The sequence below is a fragment of the Methyloversatilis sp. XJ19-13 genome (assembly GCF_024580155.1).
Classification (GTDB): domain Bacteria; phylum Pseudomonadota; class Gammaproteobacteria; order Burkholderiales; family Rhodocyclaceae; genus Methyloversatilis.
Genome location: NZ_JANINH010000022.1, coordinates 299 through 20,041 on the forward strand (window position 1 = coordinate 299; position 19,743 = coordinate 20,041).

General features: G+C 67.0%; 21 protein-coding genes. 14 read left to right on the top strand and 7 right to left on the bottom strand.

What is annotated here, in order from left to right; translation table 11 throughout:
- Positions 1-185 precede the first annotated feature (185 nt).
- Positions 186-392, bottom strand: coding sequence for a DUF2970 domain-containing protein (locus NMQ14_RS18130; protein ID WP_257098274.1), 207 nt, complete (start codon positions 390-392; stop codon positions 186-188).
- Positions 393-466: 74 nt separating this feature from the next.
- On the opposite strand from NMQ14_RS18130, the gene NMQ14_RS18135 reads away from it, so the two are divergent.
- The 5 genes from NMQ14_RS18135 (at position 467) to NMQ14_RS18155 (ending at position 4,292) form a co-directional block, all read left to right on the top strand.
- The gene (locus NMQ14_RS18135; protein ID WP_257098275.1) at positions 467-1,552 is read left to right on the top strand and encodes a DUF2157 domain-containing protein; all 1,086 of its coding nucleotides are present in this window, start codon (positions 467-469) and stop codon (positions 1,550-1,552) included.
- A complete protein-coding gene (locus NMQ14_RS18140) occupies positions 1,549-2,382 on the top strand; it encodes a DUF4824 family protein (RefSeq protein ID WP_257098276.1) in 834 nt (277 codons plus the stop codon). The genes NMQ14_RS18135 and NMQ14_RS18140 overlap by 4 nt, the downstream gene beginning before the upstream one ends.
- Entirely contained in the window at positions 2,379-2,609 is a 231-nt protein-coding gene (locus tag NMQ14_RS18145; RefSeq protein WP_257098277.1) for a DUF3565 domain-containing protein, read from the top strand. The genes NMQ14_RS18140 and NMQ14_RS18145 overlap by 4 nt, the downstream gene beginning before the upstream one ends.
- Before the next feature lie 40 nt (positions 2,610-2,649).
- Positions 2,650-3,285: a cold shock and DUF1294 domain-containing protein gene (locus NMQ14_RS18150; protein ID WP_257098278.1), complete on the top strand. Its 636-nt coding sequence runs from the start codon at positions 2,650-2,652 to the stop codon at positions 3,283-3,285.
- A gap of 428 nt (positions 3,286-3,713) precedes the next feature.
- Entirely contained in the window at positions 3,714-4,292 is a 579-nt protein-coding gene (locus NMQ14_RS18155) for an NAD(P)H-dependent oxidoreductase (RefSeq protein WP_257098279.1), read from the top strand.
- Positions 4,293-4,559: 267 nt separating this feature from the next.
- On the opposite strand, the gene NMQ14_RS18160 is transcribed toward NMQ14_RS18155, so the two are convergent.
- On the bottom strand, positions 4,560-5,150 hold the full coding sequence (locus NMQ14_RS18160) for a methyltransferase domain-containing protein (protein WP_257098280.1): 591 nt from the start codon (positions 5,148-5,150) through the stop codon (positions 4,560-4,562).
- A 16-nt stretch (positions 5,151-5,166) separates the two neighbouring features.
- Positions 5,167-5,550 carry a Co2+/Mg2+ efflux protein ApaG gene (gene apaG, locus NMQ14_RS18165; RefSeq protein WP_257098281.1) on the bottom strand — a complete coding sequence of 128 codons (384 nt, stop codon included), beginning with the start codon at positions 5,548-5,550 and terminating at the stop codon, positions 5,167-5,169.
- A gap of 122 nt (positions 5,551-5,672) precedes the next feature.
- Between apaG and rpe the strand changes: the two genes are divergently transcribed.
- The 6 genes from rpe to trpC all read left to right on the top strand — a co-directional run bounded on the left by rpe (position 5,673) and on the right by trpC (position 11,358).
- Positions 5,673-6,404 (top strand): ribulose-phosphate 3-epimerase, encoded by a 732-nt coding sequence (gene rpe / locus NMQ14_RS18170; RefSeq protein WP_257098282.1) that lies wholly within the window; start codon positions 5,673-5,675, stop codon positions 6,402-6,404.
- 23 nt (positions 6,405-6,427) lie between these two features.
- Entirely contained in the window at positions 6,428-7,108 is a 681-nt protein-coding gene (locus NMQ14_RS18175) for a phosphoglycolate phosphatase (RefSeq protein ID WP_257098283.1), read from the top strand.
- 183 nt (positions 7,109-7,291) lie between these two features.
- Positions 7,292-8,782, top strand: coding sequence for an anthranilate synthase component I (trpE, locus tag NMQ14_RS18180; RefSeq protein ID WP_257098284.1), 1,491 nt, complete (start codon positions 7,292-7,294; stop codon positions 8,780-8,782).
- Between the two features lies 1 nt (position 8,783).
- Positions 8,784-9,362, top strand: a complete 579-nt coding sequence (locus tag NMQ14_RS18185; RefSeq protein WP_257098285.1) for an aminodeoxychorismate/anthranilate synthase component II — start codon at positions 8,784-8,786, stop codon at positions 9,360-9,362.
- A complete protein-coding gene (gene trpD / locus NMQ14_RS18190; protein ID WP_257098286.1) occupies positions 9,359-10,390 on the top strand; it encodes an anthranilate phosphoribosyltransferase in 1,032 nt (343 codons plus the stop codon). The genes NMQ14_RS18185 and trpD overlap by 4 nt, the downstream gene beginning before the upstream one ends.
- A gap of 125 nt (positions 10,391-10,515) precedes the next feature.
- Positions 10,516-11,358 (top strand): indole-3-glycerol phosphate synthase TrpC, encoded by an 843-nt coding sequence (gene trpC, locus NMQ14_RS18195; RefSeq protein ID WP_257098287.1) that lies wholly within the window; start codon positions 10,516-10,518, stop codon positions 11,356-11,358.
- An 18-nt stretch (positions 11,359-11,376) separates the two neighbouring features.
- On the opposite strand, the gene NMQ14_RS18200 is transcribed toward trpC, so the two are convergent.
- Entirely contained in the window at positions 11,377-11,988 is a 612-nt protein-coding gene (locus tag NMQ14_RS18200) for a Spy/CpxP family protein refolding chaperone (protein ID WP_257098288.1), read from the bottom strand.
- A gap of 327 nt (positions 11,989-12,315) precedes the next feature.
- Here NMQ14_RS18200 and NMQ14_RS18205 point away from each other — a divergent pair, with 327 nt between their 5' ends.
- Positions 12,316-14,460 carry an HDOD domain-containing protein gene (locus NMQ14_RS18205; RefSeq protein ID WP_257098289.1) on the top strand — a complete coding sequence of 715 codons (2,145 nt, stop codon included), beginning with the start codon at positions 12,316-12,318 and terminating at the stop codon, positions 14,458-14,460.
- Positions 14,461-14,530: 70 nt separating this feature from the next.
- Here the strand turns inward: NMQ14_RS18205 and NMQ14_RS18210 are convergent, their stop codons facing one another.
- The gene (locus tag NMQ14_RS18210; RefSeq protein WP_257098290.1) at positions 14,531-15,178 is read right to left on the bottom strand and encodes an HNH endonuclease; all 648 of its coding nucleotides are present in this window, start codon (positions 15,176-15,178) and stop codon (positions 14,531-14,533) included.
- A gap of 117 nt (positions 15,179-15,295) precedes the next feature.
- Between NMQ14_RS18210 and NMQ14_RS18215 the strand changes: the two genes are divergently transcribed.
- A complete protein-coding gene (locus NMQ14_RS18215) occupies positions 15,296-15,937 on the top strand; it encodes a hypothetical protein (RefSeq protein ID WP_257098291.1) in 642 nt (213 codons plus the stop codon).
- A 4-nt stretch (positions 15,938-15,941) separates the two neighbouring features.
- On the opposite strand, the gene NMQ14_RS18220 is transcribed toward NMQ14_RS18215, so the two are convergent.
- The gene (locus NMQ14_RS18220) at positions 15,942-16,640 is read right to left on the bottom strand and encodes a Rieske 2Fe-2S domain-containing protein (protein ID WP_257098292.1); all 699 of its coding nucleotides are present in this window, start codon (positions 16,638-16,640) and stop codon (positions 15,942-15,944) included.
- An 86-nt stretch (positions 16,641-16,726) separates the two neighbouring features.
- Between NMQ14_RS18220 and NMQ14_RS18225 the strand changes: the two genes are divergently transcribed.
- Positions 16,727-19,225 carry an MASE1 domain-containing protein gene (locus NMQ14_RS18225; RefSeq protein WP_257098293.1) on the top strand — a complete coding sequence of 833 codons (2,499 nt, stop codon included), beginning with the start codon at positions 16,727-16,729 and terminating at the stop codon, positions 19,223-19,225.
- Here NMQ14_RS18225 and NMQ14_RS18230 read toward each other — a convergent pair.
- Complete coding sequence (locus NMQ14_RS18230) at positions 19,197-19,739, bottom strand: NUDIX hydrolase (RefSeq protein ID WP_257098294.1); 543 nt, start codon at positions 19,737-19,739, stop codon at positions 19,197-19,199. The genes NMQ14_RS18225 and NMQ14_RS18230 overlap by 29 nt on opposite strands.
- Between the last annotated feature and the right edge of the window lie 4 nt (positions 19,740-19,743).

Here is a 19,743-nt window from a genome sequence, read left to right on the forward strand (position 1 = left end):
GCACGGCGTCGGGCCTGCTGTGTGTTGGTGGGCAAGGATTAAATGGCGCACTGTCCGTTGCGCTGCATCGGGCGAAGGTCAGCTCCCCTCTCCCGCATCAGCGGGAGAGGGGCCGGGGGTGAGGGCGGCAGCGGTCGATGAACCGCTGCGTCGCTGTCGTCGATTGTCTCGTGCCGGACGCGGATTCAGCTCGTTGCCCACATCACCAGCGCGATCAGCACGACATTCACCGCGATGGCGGCGAACAGGCCGCCGAGCAGGAAGTGCTGCGGGCCGAGTCCTTCGGTGGTGCGGTTGATCATGCGCGTGCGACCGATGCCGGTGAAGGTGAGCAGGATGATCTTGAGGGCGCGCAGGCTGCCGCGCAGCAGCGGGACGGGGGCTTGATCCATCGCCCGATTGTGCCTGACCGGCCCGCGCTGTGCTGGTCGTCGGCAGCCCGGTGCGGCCGTGGCATGATGCGACGATGACATCCGGAAACGAAGCGATGGACGACAGCCTGTCACGCGCCGACGCGCAGCAACGCGCCGACGACATCCGCGCCTTTCGCCGCGAACAGGCGCGACTCGCGGCCGACGGGCTGGCCGCGGCCGATGCGGCGGCGATCCGGGCGCACCACGATGTGCTGCTGACGCGTCTCGCCGCACGGCCTGACGTCGACACCACGCAGCGCGCCCGCCAGCTCACGCTCGGCCTGCGCATCGCCTCCTTCCTCGGCGCGCTGGCGCTGGCGGCCAGCGTGTTCTTCCTGTTCCGCCAGTACTGGCCGCTGTTTCCCGAAGCCGTGCAGGTGATCGTGCTGGCCGGTGCCTCGCTCGGCACGCTGGCGCTGACCGCGTGGCTGCACGGGCGCGATGCCTCCGGCTACTTCACCAAGCTGGCGGCGCTGGTGGCCTTCGCCTGCTTCGTGCTGAACCTGGGCCTGCTCGGCTCGAGCTTCAACATCACCCCGTCGGACAAGGCGCTGCTGCCGTGGGCGGCCTTCGCGCTGCTGCTCGCCTACACCTGCGAACTGCGCCTGCTGCTGGTGGCCGGGCTGATCTGCATCACCGGCTTCATCGCCGCCCGCGTCGGCAGCTGGTCGGGCATGTACTGGCTCAGCGTCGGTGAGCGGCCGGAACATTTCTTCCCGGCGGCGCTGCTCATGTTCTGTGTGCCCTTCTTCGTCGATCACCGGCGGCATCCGGGCTTCGACGCAACCTGGCGGCTGGTCGCGCTGCTGGCGCTCTTCCTGCCCATGCTGGTGCTGTCGAACTGGGGCCGCGCGAGCTATCTGCCCTTCGAGGCCGATGTGATCGAAGGGATCTATCAACTGGGCGGCTTCGTCGCCGGCGGCCTGCTGACCTGGCTCGGCGCGCGCCGCGGCTGGCCGGAGGTGATGAATACCGCGGTCGTGTTCTTCGTCATCTTCCTGTACACCAAGCTGTTCGACTGGTGGTGGGCGGTGATGCCGAAATTCTTGTTCTTCCTCGTGCTCGGGCTGGTGGCGCTGCTGGTCATCCTGGTGCTGAAGCGGCTGCGCGCGGTCGTGGCGGTGGAGGGCGGGCAATGAGGCGTGCGCAGAAAATCCTGCTGGCGGGTGGCGTGGCCCTGATCGTCGCGGTGAATGCTTTCGTGCTGGCGGGGGTGGCGTGGAACCGTTCGGGCGCGCCCGCCAGCGCGCTCACCCTCGCGCAGCGCGAACTGAGCCTGCCCTATGCCTTCGGGCTGGATGGCGAGCGCGGCGGCATCGACGTGGCGCTGCTCTGGCGCGCGCCGATGCGCGACGACAACGCGGAGGCCGCCTACGACATGCACTACGGTCGTGGCCCTGATTGGCTGGATGCTGACAAGCTGCGCGAACTGGGCTTCGACCTGAAGGATGGGCGCGACGCCTACCGCGCCAGTCGCGAGGTCTACGTCGTGCTCGAACTGGCCGGCGCGTCCTGGCAGGCGGCCCTGGCGCAGGCACAGCGCCGGCTGGACCGTGCACTCGCCCGCGGCAGCACCGACAAGCAGGATGCCGACGCGCTGAAGTCGGCGCAGGAGGCCCTGAAATACGAACAGGACAAGGCGTCGCGCCTGTTCGCCGTCGACGCCGGGCTGGACGCGGCGACGCTGCGCCAGCGCTACCCCGATCGGCACAGCAATGCCATCGTTGCCGCAACGGTGACGCCATCGGTCACGGTGATCGAAGGAAAACCCCTCTTCAGCGGCCACATCGGCGAGCTGTCCGTTGCCCGCATCAGCGTGCCGCACGCGCTGCGCGGCGCGATGGAGGGCGTCGACCGGACGGCGCTCGACAGCGGGCGCGCGGCCTTCGAAATGGACGTTTCGTGGGGCCGCCGTTTCGAGCCGTGGATCACCGCGGTGCGCCCGCGCCGGCCGGCGCCGGCCGGATGAAGCAGCCGATCACCGGTTACCTGATCGACGACGAAGGCGACTGGGTTGCCCGGCTGGCCTGCGGGCATCGCCAGCACGTGCGCCACCACCCGCCTTTCACCAACCGGCCCTGGGTGGTGACGGAAGATGGACGTGCGGCCCATCTCGGCGCGCTGCTCGACTGCCCGCGCTGCGACGCCTTCGAGTGGCCCGATCACATCGTCGCGCAGGCCGGGCGCCGCGGCTGAAGCGGTGCTATCTTCCGCCCCCGTGTTTCAGGGAGACGACATGCGCAGCACAGGCCGCATCAGGACATGGAAGGATGACAAGGGTTTCGGCTTCATCGTGCCGGACGACGGCGGTGATGAACTGTTCGCCCACATCAGCGAAGTGAACGCCGAAGGTCGCCGGCCGTCGGCGGGCGACCGCGTCAGCTTTGCCGTCGGCACCGACCGCACGGGGCGGCGCTGTGCCAGGCAGGTACTGCTCGACGGCGTGCCTCTGAAGACTGCGCGCGCCCGCGGTCAGGTTCGCGACGATCATCCGGCGCAGTGGGGCGGCGCCACGCTGTTCGTCATTCCGGCCTTTCTCGTGGTCATGCTGGTCGCGGCCTGGCTGTGGCAGGTGCCGGCCGGCTGGTTTCTGCTCTATCTCGGTTTGAGCATCGTCACCTTCGGGCTGTATGCGGTCGACAAGGCGCAGGCTGCCCGCGACGGCATGCGCGTGCCCGAAGCGCGGCTGCATCTGCTGGCACTGGTCGGCGGCTGGCCCGGCGGCCTGCTGGCGCAGCAGTTCCTGCGCCACAAGTCGGTCAAGGCGTCGTTCCGGCGCGGCTTCTGGGTCACCGTGGCGCTGAATGTGCTCATCTTCCTGTTCGTCACCAGCCCGCTCGGCCGGCCACTCGTCGCGCACTGGCTGGGGTAGGGATCGCGGGCAGCGAGCAATGCGCGCCGAAACCCCCGCTCCGCAGCGATACGCACGCTGCACAGCGCTGGTCACAGCACTATCGCGGCGAGGCCGCCGCTCCCACAGCCAGAACCACAGCGCCCGCGCAACCGCGGCATCGCACGGCGCCGCCATGACGGGGCGCGCCGTGCGCTCGGTTGCACCGGCAATAACGCCCCCGAAATGCACTGGCGGATGATCCCGCTCAAGGTGCGTGCCCCAGGCTTTGATCAGGATGGACGCACCGGCATTTCAGTAGGTTGGGGTGAGCGCAGCGATGCCCAACATCCCGGCTTTTGACCAAGGATGCGCGCTCCGGCACTTCGTAGGTTGGGGTGAGCGCAGCGATGCCCAACATCCCCTGCCTTCGATCAGGGTGGGCGTATCGATATCGAGGGAGTCCGCACATGGGCCGCATCGTTGTCATCCAGGGGCATCCCGAAACGCGCGCGGGCCTGCTGCGCGCACTTGCCGACAGCTACATCGAAGGTGCCCGCGAGGCCGGGCATGAAGTCGAGGTGATCGACGTGACGCGGCTCGACTTTCCGCTGCTACGCGACAAGGCGGCCTGGTCTGCAGCTGCGGACGGTGACGTCGCGCAGGCGCAGGCGGCGGTGGCCGCGGCGCAGCATGTGGCGGTGTTCTTCCCGCTGTGGCTGGGTACGCTGCCGGCGCTGCTCAAGGCCTTTTTCGAACAGCTCCTCCGGCCGGGTTTCGCGATCGGCGAAGGCACCGGACTGAACCCGTTCAAGCCGCTGCTGAAGGGTCGTTCGGCGCGGCTGATCGTGACCATGGGCATGCCGGCCTTGATGTTCCGCTTGGTCTACCTTGCGCATGGCGTGAAGAGCTTCGAACGCAATGCACTGAATTTCGTCGGCATCCGGCCGGTGCGCACGACGCTGATCGGCAGCGTGGACAGCATGGATGACGCCGGTCGTGCCCGTTGGCATGCGCAGATGCGCGGCTTGGGGCGCGCCGCCCGCTGAAGGGGCTGCGCTGTAGGAGCGGCGGCGCTGTGGGAGCGGCGGCGCGGTGGGAGCGGCGGCCTCGCCGCGATCTGCGCGTTGATCATCGACCATCGCTGCACTGATCGCGGCGAGGCCGCCGCTCCCACAGGGCACTCCCACAGGGCACTCCCACAGGGGCACTCCCGCAGCCGCTGCTTCACCGAGACGTTCTTCGAGCTCGTCACTCCGACACTGAAAGCGTGCTTGGAGGCTTCGCCGGAAATTCCGACTGGTGGGTCGACTTCGCTACACCCGCAGCAGGCGCACGCGCCTGAACCAGCCGCCGAAAGCAGCGGGCTCGTTGCTGACGACGCCGAAGGGCAGGTCTTTCAGCGCGTCTTCGAGTACCAGGTCGAGCCGGGTGGCGATGCGGCCGGCGATGGGCGACAGCAGGCGGCGCAATGGCGCTGGTCGACCGGCAGGCAGGAATTTGTCGAGCAGCAGGGCCGCGCCGCCCGGTTTGAGCACGCGGGCGGCTTCGCGCAGGCAGGCGGCGCCATCCGGCACGACGGCGACGATGAGGTGCAGCACAACGCAGTCGAAGCTCGCGTCGCGGAAGGGCAACTGCATGGCGTCGCCGCGCACCGCGGTGTAATCGAGTCCTTCGGCGCGCGGCAGGCTGCGCGACAGCATGGCGCTGTTGAAGTCGAGGCCGGTGTAGCGGTGGTCGGGCTGCAGGCAAGGAAGGTCGAGGCCGGTACCGATGCCGCACAGCAGGATGTCGGACGGCGACCGCGGCAGGGCGTCGAGGCTGGCGCGCCGCGCGCCGCGCGAGGCAAGGTCAACGACCGCATCGTACAGCGGGGCAAGACGGGTATAGGACGCGTCGAGAGACACCGCGCCGCCCCGGGCCTCAGTGCAGCACGCGCGGCATGGCCAGCGTGAATTCGGGGATGACGGCTTCGAACTGCGTGCCGTCTTCGGCCACCATCTGGTAGGTGCCGCCCATGGTGCCGACCGGTGTGGTCAGCGCACAGCCGCTGGTGTATTCGAACTTTTCGTCCGGCTTGAGCAGCGGTTGCTGGCCGACGACGCCGAGGCCGCGCACTTCCTGTTCGGAATCGGCCGCGTCGCGGATGACCCAGTGACGGCTGATCAGCTGCGCCGGCACGGTGCCGGTGTTGGTGATCGTCACCGTGTAGGCGAAGACGAAGCGCGACTCGTCGGGGTCGGACTGCTCTTCGACATAGCGTGTCTGCACCGACACCGTGATTTCGTGTTTTTTCGCTTCGGCCATGGCAGCTTTTTAACCGAAGTCCATCAGGGCGGCAAGCAGCAGCCGCCGCGACGGACCGTGCGAGCCGCGGGGCAAGGCACGGGAGCCGATACAATTGCACTCCCGCCATCCGGAGCACGCCCGTGAGCCACTCGTCCGTTCGTCCTTCATCCGCTTCCGATTTCCTGATCGCGCCCAGCCTGCTGTCGGCCGATTTCGCCACGTTGGGGCAGGAGGTGCGCAACGTCATCGATTCCGGCGCCGACTGGATCCACTTCGACGTGATGGACAATCACTACGTGCCCAACCTGACCATCGGCCCGCTGGTGTGCCAGGCGCTGCGCCCGCATACCGACGCGGTGATCGACGTGCATCTGATGGTGAAGCCGGTCGACCGCATCATTCCGGACTTCGCGAAGGCCGGCGCCAACGTGATCACCTTCCATCCGGAAGCGTCGGAGCACGTCGACCGTTCTCTGGCGCTGATCCGCGATCACGGTTGCCGGGCTGGTCTGGTGTTCAACCCGGCCACGCCGCTGCATCACCTCGACCACGTGATGGACCGGCTCGACCTCGTGCTGCTGATGTCGGTGAACCCGGGCTTCGGCGGCCAGAGCTTCATTCCGGAAACGCTGAACAAGCTGCGCGCCGCACGCGCGAAGCTCGACGAGTACGAAGCGCGCACCGGCCGGCGCATCCGGCTGGAAATCGATGGCGGCGTGAAGGTGGACAACATCGCCGACATCGCGCGCGCCGGCGCCGACACCTTCGTCGCCGGCTCGGCCGTGTTCGGCGCCGGGCTCGACACCGACCCGAACCGCTACGACAGCGTGATCGGCGCGCTGCGCGGCCAGCTGGCTACCGTCGCAGCATGACTGCGACGCCAGGCACTCGCGACATGAGCGCACGGCGCGCGGTCGTCGCCATCAGCTTCGACCTCGACGGCACGCTGCTCGACACCGTGCCCGACCTCGCCGCCGCGGCGCGCGACATGGCGCTCGAACTGGGCCTGCCACCAAGGCGCGAAGACGAGGTGCGCGTGTTCGTCGGCCGCGGCATTCCGGATCTGGTCGAGCGCTGCCTGGGCGAGCGGGCGCAGGACGCCGCACTGCTTGCGCAGGCGATAGAGACGTTCAAGCGCTGTTACCGCGCGCGCAACGGTGAACATTCGACCGCCTACCCGGGCGCGCACGACACGCTGGCGGCGCTGCAGACGGCCGGTTTCCGGCTCGCCTGCGTCACCAACAAGGCGGCCGACTTCACCGAGCCGCTGCTCGAACTGATGAAGCTGCGGCCGTACTTCGACTGCGTGGTCAGCGGCGACACGCTGCCGCAGAAGAAGCCCGACCCGGCGCCGCTGCTGCATGCGGCCGCGCAACTGGGCTGCGCACCGGCCACGCTGTTACATATAGGCGACTCGTACAACGACATCGATTGCGCCCGCGCGGCCGGCGTGGCGGTGTTCGGCGTGCCCTGGGGCTACAGCGAAGGGCGCGTGCTGGACGCAAAAGATTGCGATGGGCTACTATCGTCGCTCCCTGACCTGCTCGACCGGGTCATGCTTTCGACCGGCCATTGAGCCGATCAGACCACAACGAACCGACAGCAAATGGACAGCCCGACTTCCAAGGAGATACCCGCCCGCAGCTGCGCGCCCGCGCCCCTGCCCGGGTACCTGTGGCGAGCCGCCTGAGTCCGCTTCCGGTCCGGCGCATGCGGTGACACCGCGGCGCCCGTTCAACTCCCGCTTTCCGGTCTGTCCATGAATCACGATCAATTCGAGGCGCTCGTACGCGCCGGCTACAACCGCATTCCGGTCGCGCGCCAGGCGCTGGCCGATCTCGACACGCCGCTGTCCGCCTATCTCAAGCTGGCCGACGCGCCGTATTCCTATCTGCTCGAATCGGTGCAGGGCGGCGAGCGCTGGGGCCGCTATTCCATCCTCGGCCTGCCGGCGCGCACGCGCATCGTCGTGCGGCGCAACGATATCCGCGTGCTGCGCGACGAGGTCGAGATCGAGCACTGCGAATCGGCCGACCCGCTCGGCTTCGTGCAGGACTTCATCAACCGCTACCGGGTGCCCGATCTGCCGGGCCTGCCGCGCTTTTCCGGCGGGCTGGTCGGCTACTTCGGCTATGACGTCGTGCGCTATGTCGAGCACCGGCTCGAAGCCGGCTGGAACAAGGCCGATCCGCTCGGCGTGCCGGACATCCACCTGCTGCTGTCCGACGAACTGGCGGTGTTCGACAACCTGTCCGGGCGGCTCACCTTCATCGTCTATGCCGATCCGGCGCAGCCGGACGCGCTGATGAACGCGCATCTGCGGCTCGAAACGCTGTCGGCGCGGCTGAAGTCGCCGCTGCGCGAACCGGACACGCCGCGCGGCGTGTCGGTCGCCGCGGTGTCCGGCTTCGGCCACGATGCCTACTGTGCGGCGGTCGACACCGCCAAGCGCTACATCTTCGACGGCGACATCATGCAGGTCGTGCCGTCGCAGCGCATGAGCAAGCCGCTGGCGACGACGCCGATGGCGGTCTATCGCGCACTGCGCGCGCTGAACCCGTCGCCCTACATGTATTTCTTCAATCTGGGCGACACGCACATCGTCGGCGCCAGCCCGGAAATCCTGGCCCGTCTCGAAGGCGACAAGGTGACGGTGCGGCCGATCGCCGGCACGCGCAAGCGCGGCGCCACGCCGGACGAAGACCGCGCGCTGGCCGAAGATTTGCTGTCGGACGAGAAGGAACGCGCCGAACACATCATGCTGGTCGATCTCGGCCGCAACGACCTCGGCCGGGTCGCCGCCATCGGTTCGGTGGAGGTGACCGATCGCATGGTGGTCGAGAAGTATTCGCACGTGATGCACATCGTCAGCAATGTCGAAGGCGTGCTCAAGCCCGGGCTGACCGCGATGGACGTGCTGCGCGCCACCTTCCCGGCCGGCACGGTCAGCGGCGCGCCCAAGGTCAGGGCAATGGAAATCATCGACGAGCTTGAGCCGGTCAAGCGCGGCATCTATTCCGGCGCGGTCGGCTACCTCGGTTTCAATGGCGGCATGGACGTGGCCATCGCGCTGCGCACCGCGGTCATCAAGGACGGCGTGCTGCACGCCCAGGCCGGCGGCGGCGTGGTGATGGATTCGACGCCGGAAGGCGAATGGCAGGAAACGCTGAACAAGGCGCGCGCCGTGCTGCGTGCGGCCGAACTGGCGGAAGCGGGGCTGGTGCCGGGCCCGGACGGGCGGGGGAACTGACATGTTATTGATGATCGACAATTACGACTCCTTCACCTACAACCTCGTGCAGTACTTCGGCGAGCTCGGTGAGGACGTGCGGGTGTTCCGCAACGACGAAATCACGCTCGACCAGATCGATGCGCTCAATCCGGACCACATCGTGGTGTCGCCCGGGCCGTGTTCGCCGAAGGAAGCGGGCGTGTCGGTGCCGCTGATCAATGCCTTCGCCGGCAGATACCCGATACTGGGCGTGTGTCTCGGCCACCAGAGCATCGGTGCGGCGTTCGGCGGCGACGTGGTGCACGCCAAGGTGGTGATGCACGGCAAGACGGCCGCCATCCACCACGCCGACAAGGGCATGTTCCGCGGCCTGCCGAATCCCTTCACCGCCATCCGCTACCACTCGCTGGCGGTGGCGCGCGACACGCTGCCGGAGTGCCTGGAAGTGACGGCCTGGACCGACGACGGCGAAATCATGGGCATGCGGCACAAGACGCTGGCGGTCGAGGGCGTGCAGTTCCATCCCGAGTCCATCCTGACGGAGCACGGCCACCGGATGCTGAAGAACTTCCTCGACGAGTGGAGGGCAGGCGCATGAGCTTCACGCCGAAACAGGCGCTCGAGCGCGTGATCGAGCACCGCGAAATCTTCCGCGACGAAATGACCGCGCTGATGCGCCAGATCATGACCGGCGAAGTGTCGCCGACGCTGATCGCCGCCATCCTGATCGGTCTGCGCGTGAAGAAGGAAACTGTGGGCGAGATTGCCGCGGCCGCACGGGTGATGCGCGAACTGTCGATGAAGGTGCCTGTGGATGACACGCAGACGCTGGTCGACACCTGCGGCACCGGTGGCGATGGCGCGCACACCTTCAATATTTCCACCGCGGCGATGTTCGTTGCCGCCGCCGCCGGCGCGCGCGTAGCCAAGCACGGCGGGCGGGCCAGTTCGTCGCAGAGCGGGTCGGCCGACGTGCTGGAAGCGCTCGGCATGACGCTGAACCTCACGCCAGCGCAGGTTGCGACGTGCATCGAACAGGCTGGCGTGGGTTTCATGTTCGCGCCCAACCACCACAGCGCGATGAAGCACGCCGCACCGGTGCGCCGGGACCTGGGCGTGCGCACGATGTTCAATATCCTCGGCCCGCTGACCAATCCGGCCGGTGCGGCCAATCAGGTGATGGGTGTGTTCCACGCCGACCTGGTCGGTATTCTCGCGCGGGTGCTCAAGGAACTGGGGTCGCGCAATGTGCTGGTGGTGCATGGCCGCGACGGGCTGGATGAACTGTCGATCAGCGGCGACACCTTCGTGGGCGAGCTGCGCGATGGCGAGGTGCGCGAATACACGGTGCATCCGTCGGACGTCGGTCTGCCGGTGCATGCACTCGACACGCTGCGCGTGGCCGATGTGCAGGCTTCGCGCGACATGCTGCTGGCCGCGCTGGAGGGTCGCTTCGCCCCGGCGCGCGACATCGTGCTGCTCAACGCCGGTGCCAGCCTCTATGTGGCGGGCGTGGCGGACAGCCTGCGCGACGGTGTGGACCGTGCCCGTGAGGCGGTCGAGTCCGGCGCCGCGCGGGCACGTGTCGATGCGCTGGTGGAGCTGACGCGCTCGTTCGCCACCTGATGTTGTCGCAGGAGCCTGCCCCGCAGGCGATCGGGTTTCGCATTACGGAGTCGCCACGATCGACAGCTTGATCGCCTGCGGGGCAGGCTCCTGCAGGTCCGCAACATTCAATGGGGTCAGAAGAAATGTCCGACATCCTGCAGAAAATTCTCGCCACCAAGCGGGAGGAAATAGCCGCCGGCCGCGCCTTGCAGACGCTGGATGCGCTGTGTACCCGGGCCGAGGCCCAGCCGCCGGTGCGCAACTTCGTCGCTGCGCTGGGCGATCGCGTCGCGCGCCGCCAGCCGGCGGTGATTGCCGAGGTGAAGAAGGCCAGTCCGTCGAAGGGCGTGCTGCGCGCCGACTTCCGTCCGGCCGAGATTGCACGCTCGTACGAAGCGGGCGGTGCCGCCTGCCTGTCCGTGCTGACCGACCGGCAGTATTTCCAGGGTGCGCCCGAATATCTGGTCGAGGCGCGTGCCGCCTGCCGGCTGCCGGTGCTGCGCAAGGATTTCATCATCGATCCGTGGCAGGTGGTCGAGGCGCGCGCGATGGGCGCCGACTGCATCCTGCTGATCGTGGCTGCTTTCCTGCCGCCGTCCGGCGAGGCGGATGGCGCGCAGCAGGCGAAAGCGGTGGCCGACATGCGCGCACTCGAAACCCTGGCCGGAGAGCTGGGCATGGCAGTGCTTGTTGAAAGTCACGACGCGGGTGAACTTGATCTGGCGCTGCAGCTCGATACGCCGCTGATGGGCATCAACAACCGCAGCCTGCGTACCTTCGAGGTGTCGCTCGATTTCACGCTGTCCCAGCTTGATCGCATTCCGGCCGGGCGTATCGTGATCACCGAAAGTGGCATCCTGACGGCAGAAAACGTCGCGACCATGCGGGCCCGCGACGTGCATGCCTTTCTGGTCGGCGAAGCCTTCATGCGCGCCACTGACCCCGGGGCCGAACTGGCCCGCCTGTTCGGAACTGCCGTGGTCTGAACCACGGCAGTCCGGTCATCAGCTGCGCACTGTGCCGTCGGCGGCACGCGGGCCGTCGCCCTCGTCATGCTGCCTGCCGTGGTGCCTGCCATGTTGCGGGTGACCGCCGCCCAGACGGGCCAGTGATTTCGCCGCGTCCTTGCGCTGTTCGGGCGTCAGCACTTCGGCCAGATCGGCCAGCGTGCGCGTCATCAGCTTCGAACGTTCGTCCATTTGCGCATGACGTGCCGCTCGCAGCTGTTCGATCCGGTCGCGATCGATCGACTCGGCCGACAACAGCGCCAGCATGTCCTTCGGACCGCTGTCATCGGCAGGGCGCAGTGCCTTCATCTGTTCGGATGTGGCCTTGACGATTTCGCGGGCACGCGCCTTCTGTTCGTCGGTCGCGCCGACCTTGCTGAAGACGCGTTCGACGCGTTCTGCCATGCGCTTCTCCATATGACCGTGGCCTTGATGCGCTGCGGTCTTCATGGCATGTGGCGCGCGCTGTTCGCCCGCGTCGGCGGACGCCTGCGGAATGACGGCGACCAGACCGGCCAGTGCGCCGGCTGCGGTAAGCGCAGCCAGCCAGCGGCCGCGGGATGCTGCAGCCTGCAGGGGGCGGGTAGTGACGGCGTTCGGGTGTTTCATGATCTGACTCCTCTGATTTGCCGGAATGCTCCGGCAGCGAAGCCAGTGTCGGCTGCTGCTGTAAACCCGCTGCGCGACTGCAGTAACGATTTGTAAGATTCGCCGGGTTTCGGCATTTTCAAGGCCGGGATTCAGGTTGCGGCCGAAACGGGTGACACTGACCTGCAATGAACGGTCAGGATGTGATGATTCCCAGTGTTGGCGCGGGTTCTGTGGCAAAACACTGCGGTATTATCCGACCGGGTTCCGTCCGTCAGAACGGCCGATAAACAATCAAAAAAGGTCAGCGCCGGGGGTCACCCCGACGTATCCCGTTTCCTGCACAGCATGTCAGCCAACGCTGCAAGCGCGATCGAATGTGCCGTGCTGTCTGGCGCGCCCTCCGTCCCGGTGATTGCCGGAACGGCGCTCGGCCTGCGCTCGCCGCAGGGCGAGGCGCAGCCGCTGTCGGCGTTGCTGCGTGCCGATCCGGTGCTCGTGCTGCGCGTGCTGCGCGCGTCGGAAGCGCTGGAACACCCGAACGGCCTGAGCGCAGCCCGTCGCATCGATGCGGTGATCGACGCTGGCGGGCAGGCCCTGATCCGCGCGGCCTTGCTCGACACCTACCAGTGGTCGTCCCGCCTCGGCGGTGTGCCGGACGGATTCCGTCGCTACTGGTCACATTCGCTGCTGAGCGCCGAAACCGCGCGCGAACTTTCGCTGCGCTGTGGCAACAGTGACCCCGACGAGGCCTACATTGCAGGTCTGCTGCTCGATGTGGCGATGCCGCTGCTGTCGAACAGCCCACCGTACCTGAACCTGCTGGCGCAAGGTCATGACGAGTTCGCGCTGTCAGGCCTCGAGACCGCCGAACTGGGTGTGTCGCACGCCGAAGTCGCCGCCGATCTGCTGTCGGCGGGGTGGGCCGGCGAACTGGCCGACGCCTTGCGCTTCCATCACGCCGACGCGGCGCTGTTCCACGATGCGCCCGAATTGCTGCGCGTCGCGCGCGCGGCCGAAGAACTGTCGGGCGGCGGCAGCGGCGACGCGATGCAGCACGCCGCGCTGGCGCATGCGCTGACCGGGCTGCCGATGGACCAGCTCAACGACGCCTGGCAGACCGCCTGCCGACGCACGCAGTCCCGGCTGGATGCGTTGCAGCTGCTCGACCCGGTGGCGCCGATGATCGCCGGCGCACCCTATCGCCCGTTCTTCGAGGTTTCGCCCGACGCCTCGTTCAACCCGGCGAACGGTACTGATCCGCAACAGTCGGTGCTGCTCGATCTCGCCCGCAGCGGTCTGCTCGCGCAGGTGCTGGAACCCAGCGCTGACAACGACCTGCTGCGTGCCTACCGGCTGGCCGGTTCCCTGCTGCTCGATCTGCCGATGCCGCAGATGCTGCTGCCGGCGCACGGCGAGACCCGGTTCGCCGTGCTCGACGAAGCCGGCGAACCGGGTCGCATTCAGCTCGACCTGGCGAATTCGGGGCTGGGCGATATCGGTCAGGAATTGCTGCGCGGACAGCCCTGGTACTGCGAGGATGCCCGGCAGGCGGCGCGCCTGCCGATCAGCGTCCAGCGGCTGCTGCGCCCGGCACGCGGCGAAGCGTGCCTGATGCTGCCGCTGCTCGGCGACGGCCGGGTGGAAGCTCTGGCACTGCATCGCATGCCTGTTTCGGCGCTGTCAGGCCTGCGCAGGCGCGCTGCCGGACTCGACGCACTGGCCGGCGCAACCGCGCGCGCACTGCGTACGCAGCGCGTACAGGCACGCAATCTGGGCGAATTGCGCAGCAGCATGGTGGAACAGTACGCCGCGCACTCGCGGCAGTTGCGCGCCGACCTGAACACGCCGCTCGGTCTGCTGAAGCACCAGGTGAAGTCGATGCGCCTGAAGATGGGCGCCGATTCGATGCTCGAATCCGAGCTGTCGGTGTTCAACGATCAGGTGATCCGCATCGACACTGTGCTGCACCAGTTCGAAAGCCGCCCGCCGGACATCAGCGCGGCTGCGCAATGGACCGACATCAACCAGCTGATCGAACAGATCATGGCCGAGACCGACGAGCGGACGTTCCGCGCGCGTTCGATCACGAGCGAACTTCACCTTGATTCGGCGCTGCCGCCGCTGCACCTGCCGCTGTCGGCGATGCGCGACATCGTGGCCGCGCTGCTCACGGTCAGTGCCGAGCAGATCGGCAGCGGCGGGCGCATCGCCGTCAGCAGTGCGGATGGGGTTAACTGGAACGGTGTGCTGCACGCGGAAATCCGCATCCGCGATTTCGGCCGCGGCATGGACGCTGCACGGGTGGCCGCGCTGTTCGCTTCGACTGCCGGCGAAGGTCAGGCGCGCCCGACGCTGGCACATGCGCTGGCGCAGATCCGGGCGCTCGGTGGCTCGCTGTCATGCAAGAGCGCGATCGGTCAGGGCACGGTATTCCAGTTGCTGCTGCCGCGCCAGACGCGCCGACGTGCGCCGGCTGCCGAGCAGGTCTGAGGTCTGTTCGCCTCGCCCTGAGACGTGCTGTGGCAGCACGCGTGACGCACGGATCAGATGCGTAAAGACCCTAGGCCGCCTTCCAGCGACTGTTGGCATTCACGTGCTGGGAGAGGAAATCCATCTGGTCGACCAGAATGTTGCGGTTGCTCAGGATCAGGTACTCGGCCTTGTTCGGCACATAGGGTGCATACAGCAGTTGCATGTGCGCCTGTTCAGGCGTGCGACCGCTCTTGCGCTGATTGCACGGACGGCAGCAGGTGACCACATTCATCCACAGATCCCGACCGCCCTGAGACACTGGCAGGATGTGGTCGCGCGTCAGCTTCTGGGCCGAAAAATCGCCGCCGCAGTAGGCACAGATCGAGCGATCGCGGTGGAACAGCTCGCGATTGTTCAGCGGCGGCACGGCCATCTGCAGCTTGTGCGCATGGCTGCGACCCTTGATCGCGATGATGCTGTTGGTGCGGATGAAGGATTGCTCGCCGGTCATCCGGTTGATGCCACCGCGGATTTCGAATTCGTGGCTGCCGGCGACCCAGGCCACAAGATCCTTCGAATGATAGAACACGGCGTGCTGCCAGCTCACCCAGCGATGCGGCACGCCGTTGGCATCCAGCGTCAGTATCCACGGATGTGCCGGCCGGCGGCGTTCCCGCGCTAAGCTCAGCGGTGGGTGCTCTTCCATCGACGGGAACACGGCCTTGGCAACCTCCATAGTGTCCAGCTTGACAGGCAGGAAACGCGGAAACGCAGACTTGCGCGCGGGCGATCGTTTGCCGGATGAGTGTAACGGCCTTCCGCTCGCAGCGCGCACGTACTCTAGCAAAGGAAGATGAATTTGCAACCGCGTCGCCGACGTGTTCCATCATCGAAGCTGCTGGCCGCAACGGGGCTTTCGCTGGCACTGCACGGACTGCTGATCTGGCCGCTTCCGCTGCCGCGTTCGATACCCGACACACCGGCTCCTCTGGTCGGCACACTGCGGCTCGTTCCGGCGGCGCCCGCAGCGGCGACGGTCACCGTTGCGCAAGTCCTGTCGGCCGCTCCGGAATCCCGCCTGTCGATCGATCGTCCGCCACCCTTGCCCGTTCCTGCCGGCCGCTTCGCACCACCCCGGCCCGAACGTGACGCGCCGTCACCCGTCGTTGCGGAATCCTCGCTGCGTGCATTTCGCTACGCGATTGCGCGCGCCGTTGCCCGCGACAGCGCGCTGCTTCAGGCAACCGGGGGTCGCATGTCCATCGCGCTGCGTCTGCATGCGCGCCGTGTCGTCGCGGTCTCGCTCGTGCGCAGCAGCGGACATGATGCGGTGGATGCACGGGTGCTGGCTGCGTTCAGGACAGCGGCGAGTACCGCCATCATGTCGGTTGATCTGCCGCCGCACGGCTTCGCGGTGGAACTGGAACTTGATGGCGAACCGGACGACGCCGGACAGGACGATCAATCACTCGCGCCCGGCTCGAGTGCTGGCTGACCGTTCAGCAGCGCACCTGCTGACGGCAGAACTCCGCCATCGGAATCACGCGCGTGCGGTCGCCTACCGGCTGCATGGCGCGGTCGCCGCCGTGTTCCAGTGCAAGCCGGAAGCCGAAAGTGCTGAAGAAGCGATCGAATACGTCGGCGCCCAGGGTGGCGACCGCAGCCAGTTCGTCGCGCTCGGCTGAGTACTCCAATACAATCGCGGCCAGCGGTTGCGGGGCCGGGCCTTCGAGCACCTGCGCGCCGGCGGCCGGATCGAACTGGCTGTGCTCGGAACAGCAGTGGATGACCCGGGTGCGCGCATTGTGCGGCGTTGCGTCAGCGCGATAGGCGATGAAACTGATGTCGCGTGTGGGATGGGTAAGCTTGTGCGAGCATATGGCCGAGTAGGCGACAACCGATTGGCGCCGGCCGACGCCGCCCGGCCAGTCATAGCGGCGGCCATCCGCAGTGCGGATGTCTTTCCGGCCCGCAACCTTTTGACCGAGATCGAGCAGGAAGCACGGTGTGGCCGGGTAGGGCCACTGGAAAACATAATTGACGCCCGGCTCAAGCGAGCCTGCACGCAACGGCTGGCCGTCACTGTCGGTCAGTACGCTGCGGGGAAAGCTTCGCACGATGCGGGCCTGCGCAGGCTGGTTCAGCCCGAGCATGCCGCACGCAGCGCTGCAGGTCGCGATGAAGTGGCGTCGTTCCATTTTCATGCTCCACAGGGATGGTTTGTGCTGCGGTCGTTGAAACCTAGAAATAGTTGTTGCGATAGTCAAGCGGGTGTGTGCATCACATGAACAGGCCGGTTGACGCAATGCACGAACAGGATGCGCAGGCAAGCGCGCCGGCAGCCGAAGTCGTGCCGCCCGGTTCGCTGCAGCCGCTGCTCGGCCCGTTCCCGCTGAATGCCCTGATCGCAATCGGCTACTGCGTGCTCGTAGCGGCAAACCTGCAGCTGCGCGACGCATCGGGCATCACGCCGATGTGGGCGCCGATCGGCCTCGCGCTGTTCGTCCTGCTTCGCTTCGGCAACCGTGCGCTGCCGGGCGTGCTGATCGGTGTCATCGCTGGAACCGCGCTGGCGCAACTGCCCATACCGATGGCCCTGATGCACGCGGCCGGACAACTGCTCGCGCCGTGGGCGGGGGCGCGCATGCTGCGGCATCTGATCAGCGAACCGGCGCATCTGCTGGAGCGTACCGACGGCGCCTTCAAGCTGCTGGCGGTGGCCTATGCGGTGGCCATCATCAGTGCCGCAGCCACCACCTTCGGCATGGCGCTGGCGCATGACCTGCATGCGGCCCGCTGGCTTGATACCGGTGCGTCGATCTGGCTCGGCGACGCACTGGGCGTCGTGGTGTCCATGCTGCCGCTGCTGGCCTGGACAACCGATCGCTCGCCGGTGCAGTCGCCGCGTCGGCTGATTGAACAGGTGCTGGTCATCCTCACACTGCTTGGCATGCTGGCGGCGACCTTCTTCGGTGTCGCCCTGCTGGCCGAACCCATCCTGCAGCTGTATGCCTCGCTGCCGCTGGTCATCTGGATAGCGTTGCGCTTTCCGCCCCGTGTCGGCTGGACGGTGTTCCTGATCGCATCGCTGACCGCATTGGCCGGCACCGCACAAGGCATCTCGCTGCTGAACGAGCACGCGATGGGTGTGCAGATTTTCGTGCTGCACGGGCTGATCACGCTGACCGCAGCGACCGCGTTGTTCATCGGTGCCGCGATGTTCGAGAAGCAGACGGCGCGGCGCGCGCTGCGCGAACGCGAATCGCATTTTCGCGCGCTGACGCTGCTGTCGGCCGACTGGCATTGGGAACTCGACGCCGACCTGCGCTATCACCGCTTGCCGGATCAACTGACCGGCGTGCATTTCGGCGACACCGCGCTGGACGGCTGCGCACCCTGGGAAATCGCCGGCGAAGAGGCGCTCACCCTTCCGTGGGGCCTGCTGCGCCAGACGCTGGAGCGCCACGACGCCTTCCGCGACTTCCTGTCCCGTCGCCGCGATGGTTCGCGCTGGCGCTATCTGGCCTCATCCGGCGAGCCGGTATTCGACGCGCTTGGCGCCTTTTCGGGCTACCGCGGCGTGAGTCGGGACATCACGGCCGAAATGCAGGCGCGCGAAGCATTGCGCGAGGAAGAGTTCAGACTGCGTGCGCTGGTCGATGCGCTGCCGGAGCTGATCGTGCTGCAGGACAAGCATCTGCGCTGGCGGCTGGCCAACCGCTCGCTGCTCGATACGCGCTGGCTGAAGAAGATGGCCTGGCTGGGCGCCACCAGCGAGGAACTGGCGGCGCACCTGCCGTCGATGGCCGACGTGCTGAAGCAGGACCACCAGATCGCCGAAGCGGTGGCGCTGTCCTGCAAGCCGCATCGGGAAGAGCAGCGCCTCGTCATGCCGGACGGCGAGGAGCGGGTATTCGAAGTCAGCGTCATTCCGCTGACCGACGATGATGGCCAGTTCAACGGGATCGTATCGGTGCGGCGCGACATGACCGCACAACGCGACGCCGAGCGCATCCAGGCCGAGCACGTACAGGGTGTGCAGTCACTCAACGACGAGCTGGAGCGACGTGTCGGCGCGCGCACTGCAGCGCTTGAAGCGGCGATACGCGAACTGGAGGCGTTCAGCTATTCCGTGTCGCACGACCTGAGGGCACCTCTGCGCGCACTGGACGGCTTCTCGCGCCTGCTGGTGGAGGATTACGGCGATCTGCTCGACGAACAGGGGCGCGAATATCTGTCGCGCATCCGCCGCAACAGCCAGCGCATGGGCGAACTGATCGATGACCTGCTGGAACTGTCGCGCGTGTCGCGCGCCGAAGTGCACCGCTCACTGACCAATCTGTCGGACATCGCGCGCGACGTGGTGCGCGAACTGACGGCCGAAGCACCCGATCGCTACGTCCACTGGGTCATTCCGGAAGGTCTGTGGGCCGACACCGATTCCGGACTGGCCCGCGTCGTGTTCGAAAACCTGCTGCGCAACGCGTGGAAATTCACCCGGCTGCAGGCGCAGCCGCGCATCGAGATCGGGCAAACAGAGCTGCAGGGCCAGGCGGCGTACTACGTGCGCGACAACGGTGTCGGCTTCGACATGGCCTATGTCGGTCGACTTTTCGCGCCTTTCCAGCGCCTGCACAACAATCGCGAATTTGACGGCAGCGGCATCGGTCTGGCCATCGTGCAGCGGGTGATCCGTCTGCACGGCGGACATGTGTCGGCCGAGGGCGTGGTCGGCCAGGGCGCAACCTTCAGCTTCAGCTTCGGCCCGGTACGTCCAGACTGAAGTGGTGCACGCCGAAACCGCCCTTGCGCCGCTCGTCGAAAAAGGTGCGCAGGGTCAGTGACACGCTGCGAAAGGCCAGTTCGTCCCATGGAATGTCCGCCTCGTCAAACAGCCGGACGTCGAGCGATTCGCTGCCGGGCGAAAAATCCGTGTCGATCAGCTCGGCCCGGAACAGGATGTGCATCTGGTCGATCTGTGGCACGCTGACCATTGTGTAGGGCGCAATCAATGCGACCCTCGCGCAGGCCTCCTCAAGCGTTTCGCGCAATGCACCGTCGGCCGCGCTTTCACCGTTTTCGAGAAACCCGGCGGGCAGCGTCCAGTAACCCAGGCGCGGCTCGATGGCGCGCCTGCACAGAAGCACCTGCCCCTCCCAGACGGGCAGGGTGCCCACCACCATGCGCGGGTTCTGGTAGTGGATGGTGCCGCACGCCGGGCAGACGTGGCGCAGCCGGTTGTCGCCCACCGGCACGCGCTGTTCAACCTTGCTGCCGCAGTCAGCGCAGAAATTCATGGGT

Coding starts and splice junctions, on each gene's coding strand:
- NMQ14_RS18210 (WP_257098290.1), bottom strand. CDS start 15,178: ATGGAGGTTGCCAAGGCCGTGTTCCCGTCGATGGAAGAGCACCCACCG.
- NMQ14_RS18225 (WP_257098293.1), top strand. CDS start 16,727: ATGAACAGGCCGGTTGACGCAATGCACGAACAGGATGCGCAGGCAAGC.
- NMQ14_RS18220 (WP_257098292.1), bottom strand. CDS start 16,640: ATGGAACGACGCCACTTCATCGCGACCTGCAGCGCTGCGTGCGGCATG.
- apaG (WP_257098281.1), bottom strand. CDS start 5,550: ATGGCCGAAGCGAAAAAACACGAAATCACGGTGTCGGTGCAGACACGC.
- NMQ14_RS18145 (WP_257098277.1), top strand. CDS start 2,379: ATGAAGCAGCCGATCACCGGTTACCTGATCGACGACGAAGGCGACTGG.
- NMQ14_RS18130 (WP_257098274.1), bottom strand. CDS start 392: ATGGATCAAGCCCCCGTCCCGCTGCTGCGCGGCAGCCTGCGCGCCCTC.
- trpE (WP_257098284.1), top strand. CDS start 7,292: ATGAATCACGATCAATTCGAGGCGCTCGTACGCGCCGGCTACAACCGC.
- NMQ14_RS18135 (WP_257098275.1), top strand. CDS start 467: ATGACATCCGGAAACGAAGCGATGGACGACAGCCTGTCACGCGCCGAC.
- NMQ14_RS18200 (WP_257098288.1), bottom strand. CDS start 11,988: ATGAAACACCCGAACGCCGTCACTACCCGCCCCCTGCAGGCTGCAGCA.
- NMQ14_RS18230 (WP_257098294.1), bottom strand. CDS start 19,739: ATGAATTTCTGCGCTGACTGCGGCAGCAAGGTTGAACAGCGCGTGCCG.
- trpC (WP_257098287.1), top strand. CDS start 10,516: ATGTCCGACATCCTGCAGAAAATTCTCGCCACCAAGCGGGAGGAAATA.
- NMQ14_RS18150 (WP_257098278.1), top strand. CDS start 2,650: ATGCGCAGCACAGGCCGCATCAGGACATGGAAGGATGACAAGGGTTTC.
- NMQ14_RS18175 (WP_257098283.1), top strand. CDS start 6,428: ATGAGCGCACGGCGCGCGGTCGTCGCCATCAGCTTCGACCTCGACGGC.
- trpD (WP_257098286.1), top strand. CDS start 9,359: ATGAGCTTCACGCCGAAACAGGCGCTCGAGCGCGTGATCGAGCACCGC.
- NMQ14_RS18140 (WP_257098276.1), top strand. CDS start 1,549: ATGAGGCGTGCGCAGAAAATCCTGCTGGCGGGTGGCGTGGCCCTGATC.
- NMQ14_RS18155 (WP_257098279.1), top strand. CDS start 3,714: ATGGGCCGCATCGTTGTCATCCAGGGGCATCCCGAAACGCGCGCGGGC.
- NMQ14_RS18205 (WP_257098289.1), top strand. CDS start 12,316: ATGTCAGCCAACGCTGCAAGCGCGATCGAATGTGCCGTGCTGTCTGGC.
- NMQ14_RS18185 (WP_257098285.1), top strand. CDS start 8,784: ATGTTATTGATGATCGACAATTACGACTCCTTCACCTACAACCTCGTG.
- NMQ14_RS18215 (WP_257098291.1), top strand. CDS start 15,296: ATGAATTTGCAACCGCGTCGCCGACGTGTTCCATCATCGAAGCTGCTG.